Origin of the sequence: Aliterella atlantica CENA595, assembly GCF_000952155.1 — a bacterium.
In the GTDB taxonomy this organism is placed as follows: domain Bacteria; phylum Cyanobacteriota; class Cyanobacteriia; order Cyanobacteriales; family Chroococcidiopsidaceae; genus Aliterella; species Aliterella atlantica.
This window is the reverse complement of sequence record NZ_JYON01000007.1, coordinates 115,150-136,720: the sequence shown is the minus strand read 5'-3', so window position 1 is coordinate 136,720 and position 21,571 is coordinate 115,150. Positions and strand designations below refer to the sequence as shown.

Genomic DNA, 21,571 nt, shown 5'->3' with positions numbered 1-21,571 from the left:
GAACCCTTGAAGCTGTGGAGTTGAGTGCAGTGGGATTATTTGATGATTTCAACCGTTTCTTAGAGAGCCGTTTAGAAGAATTTTTGAAAAGTAATCCCCATTTGGAGTTAGAAGCACTCTTAGAACAGTTGCGCGAACAAGAAGAAGATACCTTAAGGCTTATAGCCGATTTGCAACTGCAAGAAAAGCGAAGTCAAGACGAAATTCTCGCTAAAGCCCAAGAAATCCAGCGCTGGCATATTAGAGTAGAAAAAGCGAAAACTGCTAACAGACTAGACTTGGCGGAAGCAGCGCAACAACGAGAAGCTACCCTACTACGGGAGGGAAATCAACGCTGGGGACAAATGCAAGGGCTAAAAGAACGTATCGCTCAAGCAAGAGAACTGCTTACACGCATCCAGCAGCGCCGTCAAGAAGTGCAAACCAAAGTAACTGAGTCTCAAGCAACTCGCAACAATTACCAAGCTTCTCAGCGCTTGGAAACCGCAGGCTGGCATCAAACCCGTACCCCTTACGGCGGACCAGATCCTTTAGATGACGCATTTCGCCGTTGGGAAACTCAAGATGAGCTAGAGCAGATGAAGCGAAATATGGGACGATGAAAAATGCCGCCCCTTACCTATACATATAAGTGTTGATTAATCAAGCTTTTTGGTTGATTGCTCGATCGCTTGTGAATTTATACCATTCATTATCGCCATTGCTTCGTCTTTCAAAGGCAAAAAGAAGCCTAGGCGCTTATTTGCATTAGAAGCGATCGCCAAAAATGCCCCACCTAAAATATAAATTGGTAATGGCAAAGTCAAGTGTTGCGCCCATTGGTAAAGCTCTGCAAGCGCAAACAATACTAGAAAACAGGATAACCAGACTTTCATAAAGTTCTCACTAACTAGCTCAAACTAATATAGCGCTATCCTGTTTGTATGATAAGAATCGGCGATCGCTCTTTATTTTTTCCGGCGGCGCAGTAATTGGAAAAATGGCACTATGCTCAAACCCAGTAAGCTACTTGGTTCTGGTATTGGCTGGGCATAGCGATTCCTCACATTAACAGCAATATCAGGGTTATCGCTAAATACGCCATCAACTCCCAAGTTGTAAAACTGTTCGTACTCTAACTTTGGGTCGCCATTGGGAGCTAAAAAATCGGTATAATCAGTAGCCAAGAAATAGTCTTCGCTGCGGAATGTATAAGGATGCACTAACAAACCAGCAGCATGAGCATCGTCAACTAAGCTAGTAGGATCTAAAAGGATGGTGTCAGCATCGCTAATTTCTCCATCGCCATTAAGATCGTCTGGTTCGCCATCTCCATTTGCATCTATGGTTTGACTAGGGACAATCAATCGTTTCCAAGGACCAATTCCTCGTGCATATTTAGCAACTTCTGTCAAACCCTGCGGTGTTAATAAATCGCCGTAAGTGCGATCGCTTCCACTCGCTACAAAGTCGTAAGGTTGAACTGTGCGATCGTCGTATAATTGCACCAAAGGCACATTAGTTAAAGTATTTAGGTATTGTAGATTGCCAACTTCAAAAGATTGGATAAATACAGGATCGTCCGCTTCTGTTAATCCATTAGCACTAAGAGTTGCTACTAAAGGTTCTTCCAAAGATAATCCAATCGAGTCGAAGTAAGTAGGATGTTTTGTTTCTGGATAAATGCCAATAGTCCTACCAGTTTCTAAACTTTTTTTTTGAGCTAAATCGATTACTTCTTGCAAAGTGGGAACTTGATACAATCCGTCATAGATAGCTGAATCAGGACGTAGTTGCGGAATGCGCTCTTTGGCTCTTAGTGTCTTTAGTTCCGCAACCGTAAAATCTTCAGTAAACCAGCCTGTAACTTTATTACCATCAATTGTCTTGGTAGTTTGGCGATTTTTATATTCAGAACGGGTAGCTACATCAGTAGTTCCAGAAATCTCATTTTCATGACGTGCTACTAATACGCCATCTTTGGTAGAAACTAAATCGGGTTCGATAAAATCAGCCCCCATTTTAATCGCTAGCTCGTAGGATGCTAAAGTATGCTCAGGACGATAGCCACTAGCTCCCCTGTGTCCGATCACAATTGGTTCTGCGCCATTTAACGTCGCTGCAATAGCTCGATTCACACCTAATCCAGTTAAAAGTGTTGATATTAAAAACGTCAAGTGCCAAAGCCGCATAATCTCCTCCTCAAATTTAGCTGCAAAAAACTGTTAGCTATGTATCTTGCTCTCCACCGTAAAGATACTGAGATAGGATTAAGGCTAAATTAATTGCAGTTTAAAGTTGATAGATTTTAGCTTTGGGTACTGTGACTACATCATTATATTTCAACAGTAATACAAATAAAAATGCTGCTGGAAAGTTGATAACTTGCTAGCAGCAAAAGAGTATTCAACTGATTTTAAGAATTAATAGCATTCAGTTAGAGCTATTAACTGCACGTTGAGCAAATTGAGGACAGTAAAACTTCACAGCCAAAGAATTGATAATATTTGATTCTATTAAAGCAATATCTTGATTTCTACGATCTTCGGTGGCGGTAATTTTTTGATACTGTTCTTTTTCAATCCGATCTAAAGGCACTTGATTGTTGAGAGCGCTGCATACACCTTGAGCTACTTTGATAGGAGAGAGAGGGTCTTGTTCAGTATTGGGTGTGACTAGAGTTCTTTGGTTTTGGTAAGCATCTAGCGAATTATTATAACTTTCTAGAAATTTGCGATCGGTATGCGACAGTTGCGTTTTAGTTCCGCCCTCACTGCACAACTGAGTCAAATCCAAAGTTGAGCCACTTGTTTGCTGAATGTAGCAAATAGGATTATTAGTATCTAAGTTAGCAACGATAGGATAATCGGGCGATTCATTTATAGAGACCCCAAAAGCCATATTAGTAGCTACAAATGAACTTTGAGCAACACATACTGCTACAGCACTTAAAGCAAATAATTTCTTAACGCTAGCAACCATATTTGCTACACCTTCACGCTTTTGGTAACGTTGCTGATTATTGGCTCCTCAAGCATATACACCTGGAGAATATGCATTTATGAGCGATCGCTCTGCCCAACTGCTCAGAAAACTTAAACACGCTATGTATTAAAAATTATCAGCAGCTTAGAGTTAAATAGGGAGCAAGTATTATTTGCCCCCATATCCTTATCCATCTCAACTCATCTTTCCAGCTTCGACTATTAAAGGCTCAAGGATTTGAGATAAAGCTGATTGCTTTGTCAGATAAACTCAATTTGAGCCAGATATCTTCCCTGAAACTGAGAACAGGTTTGTCTGAGCAATTGTTCGGACTGGATTGCCACTACTATCAAGTTCTTCAATCCTAAAGACATTGTTGCCAGTTGGACTACCAGTTATTGTATGGTCAACGTTGGGGTCGCCAACATATCCCGGTGGTGCTGCTGGTGCAACTGCTGGGTCCCACACCAACCAAGGTCTACCAACGAGATTTTTTGTTCTGCCTCTATTGCCAGTCGGTGCTAAAACATCTCTAAAATTACACTCTGTTGTAGCTGTAACTACACAACCAAAGTCTTGGTTAAAGCTGATTTCAACTGGTTTTCTACGGTCTTTCTGCGTCGCAGTCAAAGTTTCTTGACCGTAGGGATAAGTCACCCTATATCTTCTGCCATTCACCATACCCAATCCTTGAGCGCGAATGCGGGTGCGATTGAAGACCATTTGATCGCCATCAATTACTTCTTCGTTCGCAAAAGCTGCTTCAGTTGCCAATACTAATGACGCGCTGCCGTTATTTCTTGCTAGTCGAGCTTCAGCAGTCCACCAAAAAGCTTCGTCTGGAAAGTTGGATTCTGCAGGGTTGTCATTATCCACATAAGGCGCTTTTGTTTGGTCGGGTGGCTCGGTCAAACAGTAGTTCGGTGGATTTGGGCGGTCTATACTTCCAGCCAAGCACAAGTCTAGTTGCAACCCATTGGAGTCTTTGTACCATTGGGGAAAGTTGCCTGTTTCTGCGCTAGTTGGACCAACTTCAGACAACTCTGCCAATACTGGTGTAATACCTAAACCCGTAGCAAATGCTACACTTACAATGCCTGTCCAGAGGAATTTAGAGCCTATTTTCATACGTGAGCTAGCTATCGATTTGTGTAATTAAGTACGTGAAGTTTGTGTTTGATTTACTCTTAAAAGAGCGATCGAGCCTGTTATGTGTGTTTATGTCTTTCGGCACAAACATACTATCTCAAAGGACTTTGTTATCTGCACATACATCTATCCTGACAACTGTCTGATAACTGAGTGTCAAAGTTATGTCTAACTTCTGTATATTTTGCTACTTTTGTAGAAATAATGTATAAAAGTTTCAAAACAACTGCAAAGACAGTGAAAAACAGCCTTATCTGAACGTTTGACATTAAACGCTCGTAATATTCGCTCAAGCTCATCTATTTGAATGCGACACCGCAAATTAAAAGATTGGCAAGTGGGCGATCGCGTTTGGCTTAATTTTGAGAGCATACATAAGCTACAGCTAGATGCTTAATAAACCGCTAGGAGTATTAATCTTGAAGAGAATCTAAGCTGGTAGACAGGAACTAGGATCTTTTAGTTAGCTCGATTGACTGCGCGTTGGGTAAATTGAGGACAATAAAACTTTATAGCCAAAGAATTAAGCATATCTGATTCAATCAGAGCAATATTTTGATTTCTACGGTCTTCGGTAGCGCTGATGTTTTGATACTGCTGTTCTTGAATTTGCTCTATAGGTACTTGATTATTGAGAGCGCTACATATATCTTGAGCGACTTGGATTGGAGAAAGTGGATCTAATCGAGCCGCGTCTGGTGTGACAAGATTCCTTTGCTTTTGGTAAGCATTGAGCGAATTATTGTAAGTATCAAGAAACTGGCGATCGATAAGCGACAGTCGCGTTTTAGTTCCATCTTGGCTGCATAACTGACTTAGATCCAAAGTCGAGCCATTTGATTGCTGGATATAGCAGATAGGATTGTCAGCATCTAAACTTGATACGGGATACTCTAATGTTTTATCAACTGGAAGACTAAAAGCTACTTGAGTAGTTAAACCCGATCCTACAACAGTATAGAATGCTACGACGCAATGACAAAATACTTTTTGAATATTATTGCTAGCCACACTTTTACACCTCTAAAATCGTTGTAGCGCGATTAGTTTAAGCATTAAATATCTATTATTATTTATAATAATTAATACACTATTTTAAATTGTGCGTAGAACCAGATTCAGAGACAAATTAGTAGATATTTGTCTAATAAAGTCTGAATTGTTCTCACTACCAGTACAAATACACAAGCGATGTTTTAGGTAGTAATGGTCAAAATAATAACAGGGGGAAAATACAATTTTCCCCTATTTTTTAGCAATGTCAGTTTAATAAACCTCTTGCATAAGTCCATAATTGGATAGATAAAGACAACGAAGAAAAAGCTCCTATTGCCTACTTTTGCAAGAAGCATAATATTGTAGGTTTACTACTGCCAACAACTACAACACTCAATCTGAAATCTTCTAGCTGTTGGCTATTATCATTATGGTGCAGAAAGCTTTCCAGAAACGGAGAACAGGTTTGTCTGCCCAACTAATCTGCGTACAGTCCCATCGGTATTAAGTTCTTCAATCCTAAAAAAGTTATTACCAGTTGGACTACCAGTTATTCTATGGTCAACATTGGGGTCGCCAACATATCCTGCTGGTGCTGCTGGTGCAACTGCAGGGTCCCATACCAACCAAGGTCTACCAATAAGATTCTGCGTTCTGCCTCTATTACCTGTAGGTACTAAAACATCTGCGAAATTACACTCTGCTGTAGGCGTGACTACACAGCCAAAGTCTTCGGTCAAATTAATCTCAGCAGGCTTTCTTGGATCTCTTTGCGTTGCCGTTAAGACTTTTACCCCATAGGGATAAGTTACCCTATACCTGCGGTTCGCAACTAAGCCTAAGCCTTGGACGCGAATGCGGGTGCGGTTAAACACCATTTGATCGCCATCAATTACTTCTTCGTTAGCAAAGGCTGCTTCCGTTGCCAATACTAATAATGCTCTACCATTGTTGGCTGTTATTAAAGCTTCGGCTGTCCACCAAAACGCTTCATCAGGGAAGTTGGAAGCTGCAGGATCGAAGTTATCAACAGATGGTAGATTGTTTTGGTCTGGAGGTTCGGTCAAGCAGTAGTTGGGTGGTTCTAGGCGGTCTATACTCCCAGCCAAACATAAGTCTAGCTTCAACCCAGTTGAATCTTTATACCATTGGGGAAAGTTGCCTGTTTCTGGGCTAGTTGGACCGACTTCAGATAACTCTGCAAGTGCTGGTGTGACACCGAAGCCTGTGACAACTGCCAGACTTGCAATACTCACTTTGAGGAATTTAGAATTTATTTTCATAATTGAGCCTGGCGCTCTTTGTATACTTGATTACACCATATTCGGTAATTATGCGATTGTCAGTATGTTTTATAAAGACTGTATAAAATTTGCGTTTAGCTTTCGTTTTTTATTAGTAATGTTACTTAAACTTAATATTGCTGTGGATATTTAAAATTTAGAAGTAAGTAATATTTAGTTGCTTATCTTAAAGCTATAAATTTACAAGCTTTACCTGTAAATTTAAATACATGACTTTGGAAAAGCGATCGCCTTACAAAACGTAGGAGATAGTTAGTGTTTTGACTATTTGATTGCGAACAACTTTAATGAATAGTCATGTTCGGAATTTACATAGAAAGTATTTTCTAGCTGCCCGATGGGAAAAGGCAAAATTCCAGAAGTTAAACTAAAGTTGGGAATTGTAGTAATTACAGAGGAAAAGCCAGTGTCATCTCTGACACCAGAAATCAGTCAGCGAGTCAGTGAACTGCGAAATCTCGTGCAACAAGCAAGTTATGCATATTACGTCCTCGACAACCCAACTATGGAGGATGCAGTTTACGATCGCTTGTACCGAGAACTGCAACAGCTAGAAAACCAGTATCCAGAAATAATTACTCCAGATAGTCCTACAGGGCGCGTAGGCGAAAAACCAGCTAGTCACTTTACTTCAGTCCAGCACAGGATACCGTTATACAGCCTAGAGAACGCGTTTAACATTGAAGAACTAAAAAACTGGGAAAAGCGCTGGCAACGCTTTGCACCTAGCGTTGGTGCTGCGGAATATGTCTGCGAACTAAAAATAGATGGTTCGGCGATCGCTCTTAGCTACGAAAATGGATTATTAGTCAGAGGCGCAACTAGAGGCGATGGCGTAGCTGGAGAAGACATCACCCAAAACGTCAAAACAATTCGCTCCATCCCCTTACGACTGCAACTAAAAGATTGTCCTCCCTTAGTAGAAGTACGCGGAGAAGCATTTTTACCATTAGATGTATTTCAACAAATCAATCAAGAACGCCGCGAAGTTGGAGAACAACTGTTTGCCAATCCACGTAACGCCGCAGCCGGAACATTAAGACAGCTAGACTCAAGAATTGTTGCCAAACGCAAATTAGACTTCTTCGCCTACACCTTACAAATTCCAGGGCAAGATGACACAAGTATTGCTAGCAGCCAGTGGGAAGCCTTAGAACTACTGCAAAAAATGGGATTTAAGGTCAACCCCAATCGGAAATTATGCCCATCATTAGCAGAAGTAGCTGCCTATTACGACTTGTGGGATACCGAACGGTTAAACTTGCCCTATATGACAGATGGCGTAGTAGTAAAAATCAATTCCTTCAAACAGCAAGAACAACTAGGATTTACGCAAAAATTTCCTCGGTGGGCGATCGCCCTCAAATACGCTGCCGAAGAAGCTCCTACCCGCGTCGAGAACATAACAGTTAACGTCGGACGTACAGGAGCATTAACACCCCTTGCCCAGATGCGTCCAGTCCAGCTAGCAGGCACAACAGTTTCCCGTGCTACGTTACATAACGCAGATCGCATCCGCGAACTAGACATCCGCATAGGAGACACAGTCATAGTCCGCAAAGCCGGAGAAATTATTCCCGAAGTCTTGCGCGTATTGCCCGAATTGCGCCCTGAAGATACGCAACCCTTTCAAATGCCAGCTAATTGCCCCGTATGCAATCAACCTGTAGTACGCACATTAGGCGAAGCAATAACCAGATGCGTCAACGCCTCATGTCCCGCCATTCTCAAAGGAGCGATCGAGCATTGGGTAAGCCGAGATGCATTAGACATTAATGGTATGGGAGAAAAGCTAGTACACCAGTTAGTAGATAAGTCTGTAGTTCATTCCGTAGCCGATCTTTACGAGCTAAACACGCAAAAACTGCAAAGCTTAGAGCGAATGGGCAAGAAATTAGCTGACAAACTGATAGAAGCGATCGCCCAATCCAAAGCAAAACCTTGGCACAGAGTATTATACGGCTTAGGTATCAGGCACGTAGGCAGCGTTAATGCCCAAACCTTAACAGCACAATTTCCTACAGTAGAAAAACTAGCCCAAGCAGAGATCGAAGACATAGCAGCAGTTTACGGCATCGGACCAGAAATTGCTCAATCAGTACACCAATGGTTTCGCATCGCCGCCAATCAAACCTTAATTTCTCGCCTGCAAACAGCCGGATTGCAACTAAGCCAAGCAGAAATTGCTCCCACCACAATGGGCAATCTCACCAACAAAACCTTTGTAATTACAGGCACGCTACCAACCTTAAAACGAGACGAAGCCAAAGAACTGATCCAAGCAGCTGGAGGAAAAGTAACAGATTCAGTCAGCAAAAAAACCGACTATGTAATTGTAGGAGCAGAAGCAGGCTCCAAATTAACAAAAGCGCAACAATTAAACATCCCCTGTTTAGAGGAAGCCCAATTCCTAGAACTACTGAAACAATAAATTTGCTCCCTTTTCTCTCTTGCGTCTTTGCGGTGCGTTATTTAAATGCCACTCCACCAAAACTCTCATAATTGGCGCTTAGGGCTAGCCCTATCACTTGTCTCAGTTTTTCTGTGGGGAATACTACCTCTTGCTCTCAAAATAGCCCTTCAAGCTATAGATGCTTACACCATTACCTGGTTTCGCTTCCTACTATCATTCCTACTACTAGCAACTTATCTAGCTAACCGCCAGCAACTACCCAAAATTAATAACTTGCGATCGCCCACCATTAAACTACTAGCGATCGCCATTATCGGTCTAGCCATCAACTACGTACTATTCGTCCAAGGATTAGCCCTAACCTCAGCCAACAACGCCGAAGTTTTGATTCAAATTGCCCCAGTAGCATTTGGCATCGGTGCGATCGCCATCTTCAAAGAACGATATACAATCCAGCAATGGTTAGGCTTGGGCGTACTAATACTAGGATTTACAATTTTCTTCCACCAACAAGCAAACAATTTAGTTACATCATCTATAAATTATTTTATAGGTAGTAGCTTGCTGGTTATAGCTGCTTTTACGTGGGCGATATATGCCTTAGCTCAAAAGCAACTGTTGCAAAAATTGTCTTCTGCCCAAATCATGCTGTTTATTTATGGCGGTTGTGCGTTGATACTTGCTCCCTTTGCTCACCCTCTGCACATCCTTGCTATGAGTCCTGTCCAATTGGGCGCAATATTGTTTTGTGGGTTAAATACTTTACTAGCTTACGGTGCATTTGCCGAAGCCTTAGAGCATTGGGAAGCTTCAAAAATAAGTGCAGTCACAGCCTCAACTCCTATAGTCACCTATATTGCCGTTTGGCTAGTATCTTCCCTAGTGCCAACATTAATTCCACCAGAACACTTAACATTGCTTGCAGTATTAGGAGGAATCTTAGTTATCGCAGGTTCAGTGACGATCGCCCTAGGTAAAAGTAGCCATACTCCGAAAATAGAGCGTAGCATCGATATAGAATCACAAAAATAGCGATCGCCCATGTTAAGCAAACAAAAGCTAAATTATTCTCCTGTAAACTGGCAAAAATTCAGTCATGCAGCTAAATTTCCGTTAGCGATCGCTATTCCCCTGCTAGTTTCCACAACAGCAGCACTACCACGCCCTGTATTAGCCGCTCAACGTATCTCCATATCTTACGCGCCGATAGAACGCTCAATTTCTATTGATGCGCTAGCAGACTACGCTAAAACAGGCAAATTAGACAACGATTTAGCAGCATATGCTAACTACGCCGGACCTCAGTCAATGGAGAGGTTGCAGCGCGTATTAACGGCTCGAATTGACTTAAGTCCTGTTGCTGTTTCGCAATTTTTCTATACCCCACAAGGCGAAGCTTTGCTGCAACGTTTGGGGCAAATTGTCAAGACAGAATCGCGTTTACCAGGTTTTTACGCTCTACGTTCAGCACTAATTTTAGCTGCTGCCGATCCGCAAGGATTAACGCTGTTGAATGTACTGCGTTACTTTCCCAGCAATAGTATTCGGGTTGATTTGCGGCTAAGTCAGCGCATGGCTGAAGAAATAGAAGGGATAATTAATCAAACAAATAAAGCGATCGCATTAGTTTCCGCACAGTCAACCGCCGAAATTACCAATGCAACCAAAGTTGATTTTTCCCAACTTCCCGATTTGCGTCAGCGCGGAAGTTTTACCTGGAATAAACAAACCCTAACACTAGAAGATAAAAGACGCGATCGCCTTTTCCCTGTCGATATCTATCTTCCCGCTACATCTCGCCCGTCGCCAGTAGTTGTGATTTCTCACGGTTTAGGTTCCGATCGCACTAGCTTTGCATATTTAGCCACACAATTAGCATCTTATGGGTTTACCGTTGCCGTTCCCGAACATCCAGGTAGCAACGCCGAACAGTTGCGATCTCTATTAACAGGAGCAGCAAGTACAGCAGAAGAACCAAGTGAGTTTATCAATCGTCCTTATGACGTGAAATATTTACTCGATCGCCTGCAAGCTTTAAGCAAAACTGATGCTAATTATCAACATCTCGATGTAAATCGAGTTGCAGTTATCGGTCAATCGTTCGGTGGCTACACAGCGCTAGCTTTAGCAGGTGCGCCGCTCAATTTTGAGAAGTTAGAAAAAGACTGTGAAGATAAATCTAGCACTTGGAATGTGTCTTTACTACTGCAATGTCGGGTGCTGCAATTACCTAAGACTCAATACAATCTCAGCGATTCTAGAGTCAGAGCTGCGATCGCTATTAATCCCGTTACTAGCAGCGTCTTCGGGCAATCTAGCCTCAGCAAGATTAAAGTTCCTGTGATGATAGTTAGTAGTAGTAACGATACAGTTGCGCCAGCATTATCGGAACAAATAACACCCTTTACCTGGTTAACTACAAAGGAAAAGTATTTAGTTATGCTCGGAGGTGGAACCCATTTTTCCACAATTGACGAACCCGATCCAACAACAGAACCAGTTGCTTTACCATCGCAAGTTGTCGGACCAAATCCAGCGATCGCTCGTCGTTACATCAGAGCCTTAAGTACGGCTTTTTGTCAAACCTACATTGCCAACGAGCAACAGTACCGCCCTTATTTAAGTGCTAGCTACGCTCAAGCAATCAATCAAAATATTCCTAGCGTTAACCTAGTTCAGTCTTTACCATCCGAACCTTTAGCCCAATTCAATACTACTGCATTAACCCCCAGGTAAGAGGGTGCAGGGGAAGCAGGGGAAGCAAGGGAGGATTTAACTTAATTTGTCTTCCTTGTCCTCCTTGTCCCCTTGTCCCTCAAACTGCCTGATAACTGGGCGAAAGCGTCTGCGCCAAAGGCATCCAATGGAAATAGCGATCGCTTCCTCTTTCTAAGACTATCTTGACTCGTGGCTCTATACTAGGCAGATTCGCCAAAAACTCTACTTCCTGGTTAGAAAGCAGATGCCCTTCAATCATCCACAAAGCTAACCCTTTTGATTTGGGTGGTAGTTGCTCTAAGTGATAATTTACCAAAGGCGGCAAGTAATAAACTCTAATATCTTTCTTGCCTAAATGCGCTGGACGTACTCCATGCACGCCTGTAAGGTACGCCGCTACATCTCCTAGACTTCGGGCTGTGATATGTAGAGTGGTATAACCAGCAGCACGCAGCCGACGCTGATAGCGCCCCTCATAGCCTCCTTCTGGTGGTACATACAAGCCCAGAGCGCCGGACTTTTCCAAATCCCGAATCAATCGCTTGCCAGTAGTAATGAGTGCCATTGCTTCTTTTGTTAATTTGCTTAACATTTTAAGCTGTTAGTACCCCTACTCAATCGCTACTGGTGAAAATAAATATATTACTTGCCAATTTGCGTTTAACAATTTAAACTATTAGATCGTGGTCAAAATTCACAAAGCTTAACTGTTAGCACTTCACTTAACAGCTTGGATAGGCATCAATTGTTGATGACTGTAGCCGCAAGGAGACAAGCTAATAAAAGGTAGCGGCAGTAAAGCTAGAAGTAAAGCCCAAAAACCAGGCTATTTGCAAGTTTTTCACTCAAATAAACTTGCGATCGCCACTAAAATCAAGTGCGGGATACTAAGCGGACTGGTTCGCTTAAGTCCTAAATTATGCCTGGTACTTTGTCAAAGCAGTTTCTCACCTGAGTTAGCAATTGCTTAACAAGCAACAGAAAGTTGGACTGAAGTTTCTACCGAAATTCCGACAAAAACCGCCTGTCACGTTCACAGAAATAGATTACTTGCCCCAGGTCAAGTAATCTTCTGATTTGATGCGATCGGCAAAAAGTTAAACAAACCAGATGTACTTGCGCTCGTAAGTGCAATCTGATTTTTATCCACCCGTGAAAAAAGGAGAGACCAGTTAGCCGTGTCTTTAGGTATCCTTGGCACTAAACTGGGCATGACCCAAGTATTTGACGAGGCAGGAAAAGCAATTCCTGTCACCGTAGTACAAGCAGGTCCATGTACCGTAACTCAAGTTAAAACAAACCAGACCGACGGTTATTCGGCAATCCAAGTCGGATTTAAAGAAGTAAAGCCCAAATCGCTTAACAAACCGGAACTAGGTCATTTATCAAAATCTTCTGCCCCAGCACTGCGTCATTTGCACGAATATCGTGCAGATAATCCCAGTGAATATAGCTTAGGGCAAGAAATTAAAGCAGATATTTTTACTGCCGGACAAATTGTAGATGTAATTGGTGCAAGTATTGGTCGGGGCTTTGCTGGCTATCAAAAACGCCACAACTTCGGAAGAGGACCAATGGCTCACGGTTCTAAAAACCACCGCGCCCCTGGTTCTATTGGTGCAGGTACTACTCCTGGTCGCGTTTATCCTGGTAAGCGGATGGCGGGACGTTTGGGCGGCAAGCGGATCACAATCAATAAGCTCACTGTAATTAGGGTAGATCCAGAACAGAACTTATTACTAATTAAAGGTGCAGTTCCAGGCAAACCTGGTGCATTGCTAAATATCGTGCCAGCCAAAAATCTCAAACGTTCGTCTCAGTAGCAAATAAAAGGAAAAAGCTGATAGCCAAAAGCGCGTAGCCCGAAGCTATTAGGAGGAACCCATTATGGTTGAGTGTGTAGTAAAAAATTGGCAAGGCGAAGAAGTTGGGCAAGCAACTATCGACTTAAAAGTTGCTAGCGACCAAAGCGCTACTCATATTGTGCATCGCGTTTTAGTCCGCCAACTTGCTAATAAAAGACAAGGCAACGCCAGCACCAAAACTCGTGCGGAAGTACGAGGCGGTGGGCGCAAACCTTGGCGGCAAAAAGGAACAGGTCGCGCTCGCGCGGGTTCGATTCGTTCTCCATTATGGCGTGGCGGTGGCGTAACTTTTGGTCCTAAGCCCAGAGATTACGAAACCAAAATGAACCGTAAAGAGCGGCGTTTGGGACTAAGGACAGCTTTCCACAGTCGGATTGAAGACACGATTGTAGTAGAAGACTTTGCATCACAGCTAGCCAAGCCTAAAACCAAAGAATTAATGAATGCGATCGCTCGTTGGGGCGTAGAAAAAGACGCAAAAGTTTTATTGCTAGTAGCAGAGCCAGATTCTAACTTATATCTGTCAGCCCGCAACGTCGAAAAGCTGACAATGCTGCCAGCAAGTCAGTTAAACGTTTACGACATCTTAAAAGCTGACAAAATCGTTGCTACCGCCGCAGCGATCGCCAAAATTCAGGAGGTCTTTAATGACTAAATTTGCCCAGCGCGATCTACCCGACTTAATTCGTCGCCCAATCGTCACGGAAAAAGCCACGCTGCTGATGGAGCAAAACAAATACACATTTGAAGTAACTCCCGAAGCAACCAAAACGCAGATCAAAGCAGCGATTCAAGACTTATTTGCCGTCAAAGTTGTCAAAGTAAATACCATGAACTTACCGCGCAAACAAAAGCGAGTAGGCAAGTTTATCGGGTACAAGTCTCATTACAAACGAGCGATCGTCACCCTAGCAGCAGGCGACGAAGACAAAATCAGACAAGTTTTATTCCCAGAAGTGTAGTTAGTTGTTAGCAAACTAATAACTTAAAACTTAAAACTCAAACCTCAAAACTACTAATTATGGGTACTCGTTCTTATAGACCATATACGCCAAGCACTCGGCAATGCACAGTTTCCGACTTCTCGGAAATTACCAAAACCGAGCCAGAAAAATCGCTAACCACATTCGTCCATCGGGCGAAAGGGCGAAACAATCGCGGTGTAATTACCAGCCGTCGCCGAGGTGGAGGACACAAGCGCCTTTACCGCATCATTGACTTCAAACGCGACAAATTGAATATTCCCGCCAAAGTTGCCGCTATTGAATACGACCCCAACCGCAACGCCAGAATTGCCCTACTTTACTACCAAGACGGCGAAAAGCGTTACATCATCCACCCCGCAGGCTTGAAAGTAGGCGCTACCGTTATCGCTGGACCAGAATCGCCGTTTGAAGATGGCAACGCCCTACCGCTTGCCAACATTCCTTTAGGTACAACCGTCCACAATGTCGAACTTACAGCAGGCAAAGGAGCGCAAATCGTGCGTGCTGCTGGTGCTAGCGCTCAAGTAGTAGCAAAAGAAGGCGATTACGTCACCCTGAAGCTACCTTCAGGTGAAGTACGCTTAATTCGCCGCGAATGCTATGCCACACTCGGACAAGTAGGCAACGCTGAAGCGAGAAACCTCAGCGCTGGAAAAGCCGGACGCAATCGCTGGAAAGGTCGCCGCCCCAAAGTTAGAGGTAGCGTCATGAACCCAGTAGATCACCCACATGGTGGTGGTGAAGGACGAGCGCCAATTGGGAGAGCGGGTCCTGTTACTCCTTGGGGTAAACCTACATTGGGAGCCAAGACACGCAAACCGAAGAAACCTAGCAGTTCTTTGATTATCCGCCGTCGTCGTAAGTCTTCCAAGCGCGGTAGAGGCGGAAGAGAGTCTTAACAGTGACCAGTAACCAGTGACCAGTGACCAGTTAGTTGGTGGCTGTAGCAGAACTATTAAAACCTCAAATCACAACACTTAAATTATGGGTCGTTCACTTAAAAAAGGTCCTTTCGTCGCCGATAGCTTGATGAGCAAAATTGAAAAGCTCAATGCTAAAGGCGAAAAGCAAGTGATCAAAACATGGTCCCGCGCTTCCACAATCTTGCCCCAAATGGTCGGACATACGATCGCCGTCCACAATGGCAGGCAGCACGTACCAGTTTTCTTGAGCGAACAAATGGTAGGACACAAATTAGGCGAATTTGCTCCTACTCGCACGTTTCGCGGTCACTCAAAAAGCGACAAAAAAGCTGGGAGATAAATGAAGCTGGCAGGATGAAGCCTTGAAACTTCATGCTTCAGCCTTAAGGAGAAAATTATGGCTAGTGATACTACAGAAGTAAAAGCGATCGCCCGTTATATCAGAATGTCACCTTTTAAGGTGCGGCGGGTACTCGATCAAATTCGCGGGCGATCGTACAGAGAAGCATTAATTGTTCTAGAGTTCATGCCTTACAGAGCTTGCGATCCAGTGCTAAAAGTCTTGCGAAGTGCCGTTGCTAACGCTGAGCATAACGCCGGACTAAATCCAGCAGAACTGACGATCTCTCAAGCTTATGCCGATCAAGGTCCAGTTCTCAAGCGCTTTCAACCTAGAGCGCAAGGTCGCGCTTATCAAATTCGCAAACCAACGTGCCACATCACTGTCGCCGTTGCTCCGAGCGCACAAAGTAAATAATCGTATACAAAGGACATTTTATTTGTGGGACAAAAGATTCATCCAGTCGGTTTCCGCTTGGGTATCACTCAGGAGCATCAATCGCAATGGTTTGCCGATCCTCAGCGCTATCCTAGCTTGCTGCAAGAAGACCACAAGCTGCGGCAATATGTCGAACAAAAGCTCGGTCGCCTAGCATCGAACAACGCTGGCATCTCTGGCGTAAAAATTTCTCGTAAAGCCGACCAAATCGAAATCGAAGTCAGCACAGCCCGCCCTGGCGTAGTCGTCGGACGTGGTGGAACTGGGATCGAAGCGTTGCGCGTTGGACTCAACGAACTATTAGGTGGCAATCGTCAAATTCGCATCAACGTTGTAGAAGTACCTCAAGTTGATGCCAATGCCTATCTAATTGCTGAATATATCGCCGGACAACTAGAGCGCCGCGTTTCCTTCCGCCGCGTCGTGCGTCAAGCAATCCAACGCGCTCAACGTGCAGGTATTCAAGGTATCCGCATCCAAGTTAGCGGTCGTCTTAACGGTGCTGAAATTGCTCGGACTGAATGGACTCGTGAAGGTAGAGTGCCTTTACATACCTTACGGGCTGACATTGACTACGCTTACTGCACCGCCAAAACAATTTACGGCATCCTGGGCGTGAAAGTGTGGGTCTTCAAAGGTGAAATTATCCCAGGACAAGAACAACAGCCCACTCCAGGCGAAAATACTCAACCGCGTCGTCGCCAACAACAGCGCCGTCGCCAACAATTTGAAGACCGTTCTAACGAAGGTTAATTCAGCTACGTACACACACACTTTTTTGTCATGTTAAGTCCCAGAAGAACAAAATTCCGCAAACAGCAGCGCGGACGCATGAGAGGACTTGCCCAACGCGGCAGCGATCTCAACTTCGGCGATTTTGGTTTGCAAGCTCAAGAACCAGCCTGGATTACATCTAGGCAAATCGAAGCAAGTAGACGGGCAATGAACCGCTATTTGCGTAGAGGTGGAAAAATTTGGATTCGCATTTTCCCCGACAAACCAGTAACTATGCGTCCGGCGGAAACGCGGATGGGTTCGGGTAAAGGTTCGCCCGAATTTTGGGTAGCTGTAGTCAAGCCAGGACGGATTTTATTTGAAATTACTGGCGTACCCGAAGCAACAGCCCGCGAAGCTATGCGCCTTGCTTCTCACAAGTTGCCAATTCATACCAAGTTTATTATGCGCGAGCAGCAGGAAGAGGTATAAATTATGGCACTTCCGAAAATATCTGAAGCTAGAGAACTTAACGACCAAGAACTCGGCGAACAAATTGTCGAAATCAAAAAGCAGCTATTTCAACTGCGGTTGCAAAAAGCAACAAGACAGTTAGAAAAGCCCCACCAGTTTAGACACGCCAAACATCGGCTAGCGCAACTACTAAGTGTAGAACACGAACGCAAACGCGCCGCAAGCGCAGGACAAGAGTAATTATGGCAGTTAAAGAAAGAGTCGGCTTAGTAGTAAGCGACAAAATGCAAAAAACGGTGGTAGTAGCCATCGAAAACCGCTCTCCTCATCCCAAATATGGCAAAATCGTCGTCCGTACCGAGCGCTATAAAGTTCACGATGAGGAAAATCAGTGTGTAGTGGGCGATCGCGTCCGCATTCAAGAAACTAGACCTTTAAGTAAAACTAAGCACTGGACAGTAGCAGAAATCCTCAACCGGACTGTCACGCCTAGCACCCAGGAGGCAAGTCAACCGTGATTCAACCCCAGTCTTACCTCAATGTCGCTGACAATAGCGGGGCAAGAAAGCTCATGTGCATCCGCGTTATGGGCGCAGGCAACCGTCGCTATGGCAGTGTCGGCGATGTGATCGTCGCTGTTGTCAAAGATGCCAGCCCCAACATGGCAGTAAAAAAATCTGATGTAGTTAAAGCCGTAATTGTGCGTACCCGTAAAGGCTTGCGCCGAGATAGCGGTATGAGCATTCGCTTTGATGACAATGCTGCTGTAATTATCAACGCTGACGGCAACCCCAGAGGAACCCGCGTATTTGGACCAGTAGCACGGGAACTGCGCGACAAAAACTTTACTAAAATTGTTTCTCTGGCTCCAGAGGTACTCTAAGCATGGCAATCAAGCAAGCGAAACCAGTTCAACGCACCAAAATGCACGTCAAGACTGGCGATACCGTTCAAGTAATCGCTGGTAAAGATAAAGGCAAAGTTGGTGAAATCGTGCAAACTTACCCCAAAGTTAGCAAAGTGCTAGTTAAGGGCGTAAATATGAAAACCAAGCACGTCAAACCCCAGCAAGAAGGCGAATCAGGGCGCATCGTTACCGCAGAATTTCCCATTCATAGCTCTAACGTTATGCTCTACTCCACCAAGCAAAACGTCGCCAGCCGCGTTTGCTACACAGTAAACGAACAAGGGCGCAAAGTACGGATGCTGAAAAAAACAGGCGAAATTCTCGACAAATAACCACCTCAGTTCTAAGTCTGAAACTCAAAAATACTCCCACCCCTGACCAAGACCAGGGATTAAGACAAAATTATGGCAACACGGCTCAAGACTTTATACAAAGAAACAATTGTTCCGAAATTAGTCGAACAATTTCAATACAACAATATTCAGCAAGTCCCGAAGGTTGTCAAAGTTACAATCAACCGAGGTTTAGGAGAAGCAGCACAAAACGCTAAAGCTCTAGAATCTTCCATCAACGAAATTGCCACCATTGCTGGACAAAAACCAGTAGTGACAAGGGCAAAAAAAGCGATCGCAGGCTTTAAAATTCGTCAAGGAATGCCCGTCGGGTTGATGGTAACTCTCCGCAACGAACGGATGTACGACTTTCTCGATCGCTTAATTAGCCTATCACTGCCCAGAATCCGCGACTTTCGCGGCATTAGCCCCAAAAGCTTTGACGGACGCGGTAACTATACTCTCGGCGTTAGAGAACAGCTAATTTTTCCAGAAGTGGAATACGACAGCATCGATCAAATTCGCGGCTTGGATATTTCAATTATTACTACAGCACATACAGATGAAGAAGGTCGTGCCTTACTCAAAGAAATGGGTATGCCTTTTCGGGATCAATAAATTCGCATAAGAGGAAACGATGGCGGCTAACGACACAATTGCAGATATGCTGACGCGCATCCGCAATGCCAATATGGCGCGGCATCAGACAACAGATGTGCCAGCAACAAAAATCACTCGCAGCATTGCAAAAGTTCTTCAAGCTGAAGGCTTTATTGCTGAAGTCGAAGAAGAAGGAGAAGGAGTCAAGCGCAATTTGAAAATTGCCTTGAAATACAAAGGCAAAAATCGCCAGCCTTTAATTACGGCTTTAACCAGAGTCAGTAAGCCAGGTTTGCGTGTTTACTCCAATCGCAAAGAACTACCAAGAGTATTAGGTGGTATCGGTATCGCTATTATCTCCACATCCAGCGGCATCATGACCGATAGAGAAGCCCGCCGTCAAGGCGTAGGTGGCGAAATCCTTTGCTACGTCTGGTAAATGTACCTTTTTAGTCTCCTGAATAGTGTAAGGAGTTAATGCAATGTCCCGAATTGGTAAGCGTCCAATTACTGTCCCGAACAAAGTCACTGTCACAATTAACGGCTCTAATGTGGCTGTCAAAGGTCCCAAAGGCGAACTCGCCCGCGTATTACCCGCAGCCGTAAGCGTAGAACAAGAAGGCGAAACTCTACTTGTCAAGCGTCGTGACGAATCCCGCACCTCCAGGCAAATGCATGGTTTATCCCGAACATTAGTCGCCAACATGGTAGAGGGAGTATCGCAAGGATTTCAGCGCCGTCTAGAAATCCAAGGCGTAGGCTACCGCGCCCAAGTTCAAGGTCGGAACTTAACATTGAACGTTGGTTACAGCCACCCCGTTCAAATTGAGCCACCAGAAGGCGTACAAATCGCCGTTGAAAACAATACCAACGTAATTGTTAGCGGCTACAACAAAGAAGAGGTAGGCAACACAGCCGCGAAAATCCGCGCCGTTCGCCCGCCAGAACCATATAAGGGCAAAGGCATTCGCTACGCCGGAGAAATGGTCAGACGTAAAGCTGGTAAGACAGGTAAGAAGTAATGAAGCTAACTCGCCAACAATCAAAAGTCCGTCGGCATCGCCGCATTCGTGGCAAAGTCTTCGGCAGCCAAGAACGTCCGCGTTTGGCAGTTTTCCGCTCCAACCAACATATCTACGCTCAGGTAATTGACGATACTCAACACCAAACCATAGCCGCAGCTTCAACTTTAGAGTCAGAAGTCAAAGCGCAAGAATTAGGTGCAAGTCAAGCAGCTTCCACAGCCGTAGGCAAATTAATTGCCGAAAGAGCAAAGCAAAAAGGCATATCAAAAGTAGTCTTCGATAGAGGTGGAAACCTTTATCACGGTCGAATCAAAGCCCTCGCTGAAGCAGCACGCGAAGCTGGATTAGATTTCTAAACAGCAGCAACTATTTACTGAGGAAATATATATGGCAACTGGACGGCGTAAAAGCAACCGGACTAAAGAAAAAGAAACTACTTTTCAAGAGCGCGTTATTCAAATTAGACGTGTCAGCAAAGTAGTTAAAGGTGGTAAAAAACTCAGCTTCCGCGCCATTGTAGCGATCGGTAACGAACGCGGTCAAGTCGGCATCGGCGTAGGTAAAGCTGGCGATGTAATAGGTGCAGTGAAAAAGGGCGTAGCTGATGGCAAAAAGCACTTAATCGACGTGCCATTGACTAAAGCTAACTCGATTCCTCATCCTACTGATGGCATCGGTGGTGGCGCTAAAGTAATCATGCGTCCGGCAGCACCAGGAACAGGTGTAATTGCTGGTGGTGCAGTCAGAACAGTATTGGAATTAGCAGGCATTCGCAATATCTTGGCAAAACAACTCGGTTCCAATAATCCGCTCAACAATGCTAGAGCCGCAGTCAACGCTCTATCTACTCTCCGCACCCTCTCAGAAGTAGCAGAGGAACGTGGCGTACCAATTGAGAACCTTTACAACACCTAATCCCTACAGATAAATGAGACTAAACGATATTAAGCCGCAAAAAGGCTCAAAAAAACGCGGTCGCCGAGTAGGTCGAGGTATTGCCGCAGGACAAGGTGCTAGTGCTGGTGCAGGTATGCGCGGACAAAAAGCCCGTTCTGGTAGCAGTACAAGACCAGGTTTTGAAGGCGGTCAACAACCACTATATCGCCGCGTACCTAAGTTGAAAGGTTTTCCCCTCATCAACCGCAAGCAATACACAACAATTAACGTCAGCAAGCTAGCAGATTTAAGTGCCAATACAGAAGTAACTTTAAACTCCTTAAAAGAAGCTGGGATTGTTACCTCCACCAATAAAGGACCGTTAAAAATCCTCGGCGATGGCGAACTAACTGTAGCGCTAAACGTACAAGCTGCTGCTTTTACAGCGTCGGCTCGTAGCAAAATTGAAGCGGCAGGCGGCAGTTGTCAAATAATATAGATAGGCTAAATTTTTCGCACGCTTTAGCCTGAAAAACCCCCTAGTGCC

The 21,571-nt window shown here is 44.4% G+C and carries 29 protein-coding genes; 22 read left to right on the top strand and 7 right to left on the bottom strand.

Annotated elements, in window-relative coordinates; translation table 11 throughout:
* Positions 1-29 precede the first annotated feature (29 nt).
* The gene (locus tag UH38_RS08845; protein WP_045054285.1) at positions 30-602 is read left to right on the top strand and encodes a TIGR04376 family protein; all 573 of its coding nucleotides are present in this window, start codon (positions 30-32) and stop codon (positions 600-602) included.
* A gap of 36 nt (positions 603-638) precedes the next feature.
* Here UH38_RS08845 and UH38_RS08840 read toward each other — a convergent pair whose 3' ends face one another.
* From UH38_RS08840 to UH38_RS08815, 6 genes are all read right to left on the bottom strand, one after another.
* Complete coding sequence (locus UH38_RS08840; protein WP_045054284.1) at positions 639-875, bottom strand: hypothetical protein; 237 nt, start codon at positions 873-875, stop codon at positions 639-641.
* A 72-nt stretch (positions 876-947) separates the two neighbouring features.
* The gene (locus UH38_RS08835; RefSeq protein ID WP_045054283.1) at positions 948-2,171 is read right to left on the bottom strand and encodes a glycerophosphodiester phosphodiesterase; all 1,224 of its coding nucleotides are present in this window, start codon (positions 2,169-2,171) and stop codon (positions 948-950) included.
* Positions 2,172-2,412: 241 nt separating this feature from the next.
* Entirely contained in the window at positions 2,413-2,961 is a 549-nt protein-coding gene (locus UH38_RS08830; RefSeq protein ID WP_045054282.1) for a hypothetical protein, read from the bottom strand.
* Between the two features lie 273 nt (positions 2,962-3,234).
* Positions 3,235-4,092, bottom strand: coding sequence for a hypothetical protein (locus UH38_RS08825; protein WP_045054281.1), 858 nt, complete (start codon positions 4,090-4,092; stop codon positions 3,235-3,237).
* A gap of 480 nt (positions 4,093-4,572) precedes the next feature.
* Positions 4,573-5,124, bottom strand: a complete 552-nt coding sequence (locus tag UH38_RS08820; protein ID WP_045054280.1) for a DUF732 domain-containing protein — start codon at positions 5,122-5,124, stop codon at positions 4,573-4,575.
* Between the two features lie 413 nt (positions 5,125-5,537).
* The gene (locus UH38_RS08815; RefSeq protein WP_045054279.1) at positions 5,538-6,392 is read right to left on the bottom strand and encodes a hypothetical protein; all 855 of its coding nucleotides are present in this window, start codon (positions 6,390-6,392) and stop codon (positions 5,538-5,540) included.
* A 358-nt stretch (positions 6,393-6,750) separates the two neighbouring features.
* Between UH38_RS08815 and ligA the strand changes: the two genes are divergently transcribed.
* From ligA to UH38_RS08800, 3 genes are read left to right on the top strand one after another with little or no spacing between them, the layout of a single operon-like run.
* Complete coding sequence (gene ligA, locus UH38_RS08810; RefSeq protein ID WP_082065346.1) at positions 6,751-8,844, top strand: NAD-dependent DNA ligase LigA; 2,094 nt, start codon at positions 6,751-6,753, stop codon at positions 8,842-8,844.
* A 45-nt stretch (positions 8,845-8,889) separates the two neighbouring features.
* Positions 8,890-9,858 carry a DMT family transporter gene (locus UH38_RS08805; RefSeq protein ID WP_045054278.1) on the top strand — a complete coding sequence of 323 codons (969 nt, stop codon included), beginning with the start codon at positions 8,890-8,892 and terminating at the stop codon, positions 9,856-9,858.
* A gap of 9 nt (positions 9,859-9,867) precedes the next feature.
* Positions 9,868-11,562, top strand: coding sequence for an alpha/beta hydrolase (locus tag UH38_RS08800; protein WP_082065345.1), 1,695 nt, complete (start codon positions 9,868-9,870; stop codon positions 11,560-11,562).
* A 79-nt stretch (positions 11,563-11,641) separates the two neighbouring features.
* Here UH38_RS08800 and ndhN read toward each other — a convergent pair whose 3' ends face one another.
* A complete protein-coding gene (gene ndhN / locus UH38_RS08795) occupies positions 11,642-12,109 on the bottom strand; it encodes an NAD(P)H-quinone oxidoreductase subunit N (protein ID WP_045054347.1) in 468 nt (155 codons plus the stop codon).
* Positions 12,110-12,722: 613 nt separating this feature from the next.
* Between ndhN and rplC the strand changes: the two genes are divergently transcribed.
* The 18 genes from rplC (at position 12,723) to rplO (ending at position 21,523) form a co-directional block, all read left to right on the top strand.
* Positions 12,723-13,367 carry a 50S ribosomal protein L3 gene (gene rplC / locus UH38_RS08790; RefSeq protein ID WP_045054277.1) on the top strand — a complete coding sequence of 215 codons (645 nt, stop codon included), beginning with the start codon at positions 12,723-12,725 and terminating at the stop codon, positions 13,365-13,367.
* A 64-nt stretch (positions 13,368-13,431) separates the two neighbouring features.
* Positions 13,432-14,064 carry a 50S ribosomal protein L4 gene (rplD, locus tag UH38_RS08785; protein ID WP_045054276.1) on the top strand — a complete coding sequence of 211 codons (633 nt, stop codon included), beginning with the start codon at positions 13,432-13,434 and terminating at the stop codon, positions 14,062-14,064.
* A complete protein-coding gene (locus tag UH38_RS08780; protein ID WP_045054275.1) occupies positions 14,057-14,371 on the top strand; it encodes a 50S ribosomal protein L23 in 315 nt (104 codons plus the stop codon). Before rplD ends, UH38_RS08780 begins: the two co-directional genes overlap by 8 nt.
* Positions 14,372-14,430: 59 nt before the next feature.
* The gene (gene rplB, locus UH38_RS08775; protein ID WP_045054274.1) at positions 14,431-15,294 is read left to right on the top strand and encodes a 50S ribosomal protein L2; all 864 of its coding nucleotides are present in this window, start codon (positions 14,431-14,433) and stop codon (positions 15,292-15,294) included.
* An 85-nt stretch (positions 15,295-15,379) separates the two neighbouring features.
* Positions 15,380-15,658, top strand: coding sequence for a 30S ribosomal protein S19 (gene rpsS / locus UH38_RS08770; protein ID WP_045054273.1), 279 nt, complete (start codon positions 15,380-15,382; stop codon positions 15,656-15,658).
* 57 nt (positions 15,659-15,715) lie between these two features.
* Entirely contained in the window at positions 15,716-16,075 is a 360-nt protein-coding gene (gene rplV, locus UH38_RS08765; RefSeq protein WP_045054272.1) for a 50S ribosomal protein L22, read from the top strand.
* Between the two features lie 24 nt (positions 16,076-16,099).
* Positions 16,100-16,849, top strand: coding sequence for a 30S ribosomal protein S3 (gene rpsC, locus UH38_RS08760; protein ID WP_045054271.1), 750 nt, complete (start codon positions 16,100-16,102; stop codon positions 16,847-16,849).
* A 30-nt stretch (positions 16,850-16,879) separates the two neighbouring features.
* Entirely contained in the window at positions 16,880-17,302 is a 423-nt protein-coding gene (gene rplP, locus UH38_RS08755) for a 50S ribosomal protein L16 (protein ID WP_045054270.1), read from the top strand.
* A 3-nt stretch (positions 17,303-17,305) separates the two neighbouring features.
* Positions 17,306-17,524, top strand: coding sequence for a 50S ribosomal protein L29 (gene rpmC / locus UH38_RS08750; protein ID WP_045054269.1), 219 nt, complete (start codon positions 17,306-17,308; stop codon positions 17,522-17,524).
* A gap of 2 nt (positions 17,525-17,526) precedes the next feature.
* Complete coding sequence (rpsQ, locus tag UH38_RS08745; RefSeq protein ID WP_045054268.1) at positions 17,527-17,802, top strand: 30S ribosomal protein S17; 276 nt, start codon at positions 17,527-17,529, stop codon at positions 17,800-17,802.
* The gene (gene rplN, locus UH38_RS08740; protein ID WP_045054267.1) at positions 17,799-18,167 is read left to right on the top strand and encodes a 50S ribosomal protein L14; all 369 of its coding nucleotides are present in this window, start codon (positions 17,799-17,801) and stop codon (positions 18,165-18,167) included. Before rpsQ ends, rplN begins: the two co-directional genes overlap by 4 nt.
* Before the next feature lie 2 nt (positions 18,168-18,169).
* Entirely contained in the window at positions 18,170-18,523 is a 354-nt protein-coding gene (gene rplX / locus UH38_RS08735; RefSeq protein WP_045054266.1) for a 50S ribosomal protein L24, read from the top strand.
* Positions 18,524-18,592: 69 nt separating this feature from the next.
* Entirely contained in the window at positions 18,593-19,141 is a 549-nt protein-coding gene (gene rplE, locus UH38_RS08730) for a 50S ribosomal protein L5 (protein ID WP_144405651.1), read from the top strand.
* A 19-nt stretch (positions 19,142-19,160) separates the two neighbouring features.
* Positions 19,161-19,562, top strand: coding sequence for a 30S ribosomal protein S8 (gene rpsH, locus UH38_RS08725; protein WP_045054264.1), 402 nt, complete (start codon positions 19,161-19,163; stop codon positions 19,560-19,562).
* A gap of 43 nt (positions 19,563-19,605) precedes the next feature.
* The gene (gene rplF / locus UH38_RS08720; protein ID WP_045054263.1) at positions 19,606-20,145 is read left to right on the top strand and encodes a 50S ribosomal protein L6; all 540 of its coding nucleotides are present in this window, start codon (positions 19,606-19,608) and stop codon (positions 20,143-20,145) included.
* Positions 20,145-20,504 carry a 50S ribosomal protein L18 gene (gene rplR, locus UH38_RS08715; protein WP_045054262.1) on the top strand — a complete coding sequence of 120 codons (360 nt, stop codon included), beginning with the start codon at positions 20,145-20,147 and terminating at the stop codon, positions 20,502-20,504. The genes rplF and rplR overlap by 1 nt, the downstream gene beginning before the upstream one ends.
* Positions 20,505-20,535: 31 nt before the next feature.
* Positions 20,536-21,063 (top strand): 30S ribosomal protein S5, encoded by a 528-nt coding sequence (gene rpsE / locus UH38_RS08710; protein ID WP_045054261.1) that lies wholly within the window; start codon positions 20,536-20,538, stop codon positions 21,061-21,063.
* A 13-nt stretch (positions 21,064-21,076) separates the two neighbouring features.
* Positions 21,077-21,523 (top strand): 50S ribosomal protein L15, encoded by a 447-nt coding sequence (gene rplO, locus UH38_RS08705; RefSeq protein WP_045054260.1) that lies wholly within the window; start codon positions 21,077-21,079, stop codon positions 21,521-21,523.
* The last annotated feature ends 48 nt before the right edge of the window (positions 21,524-21,571 follow it).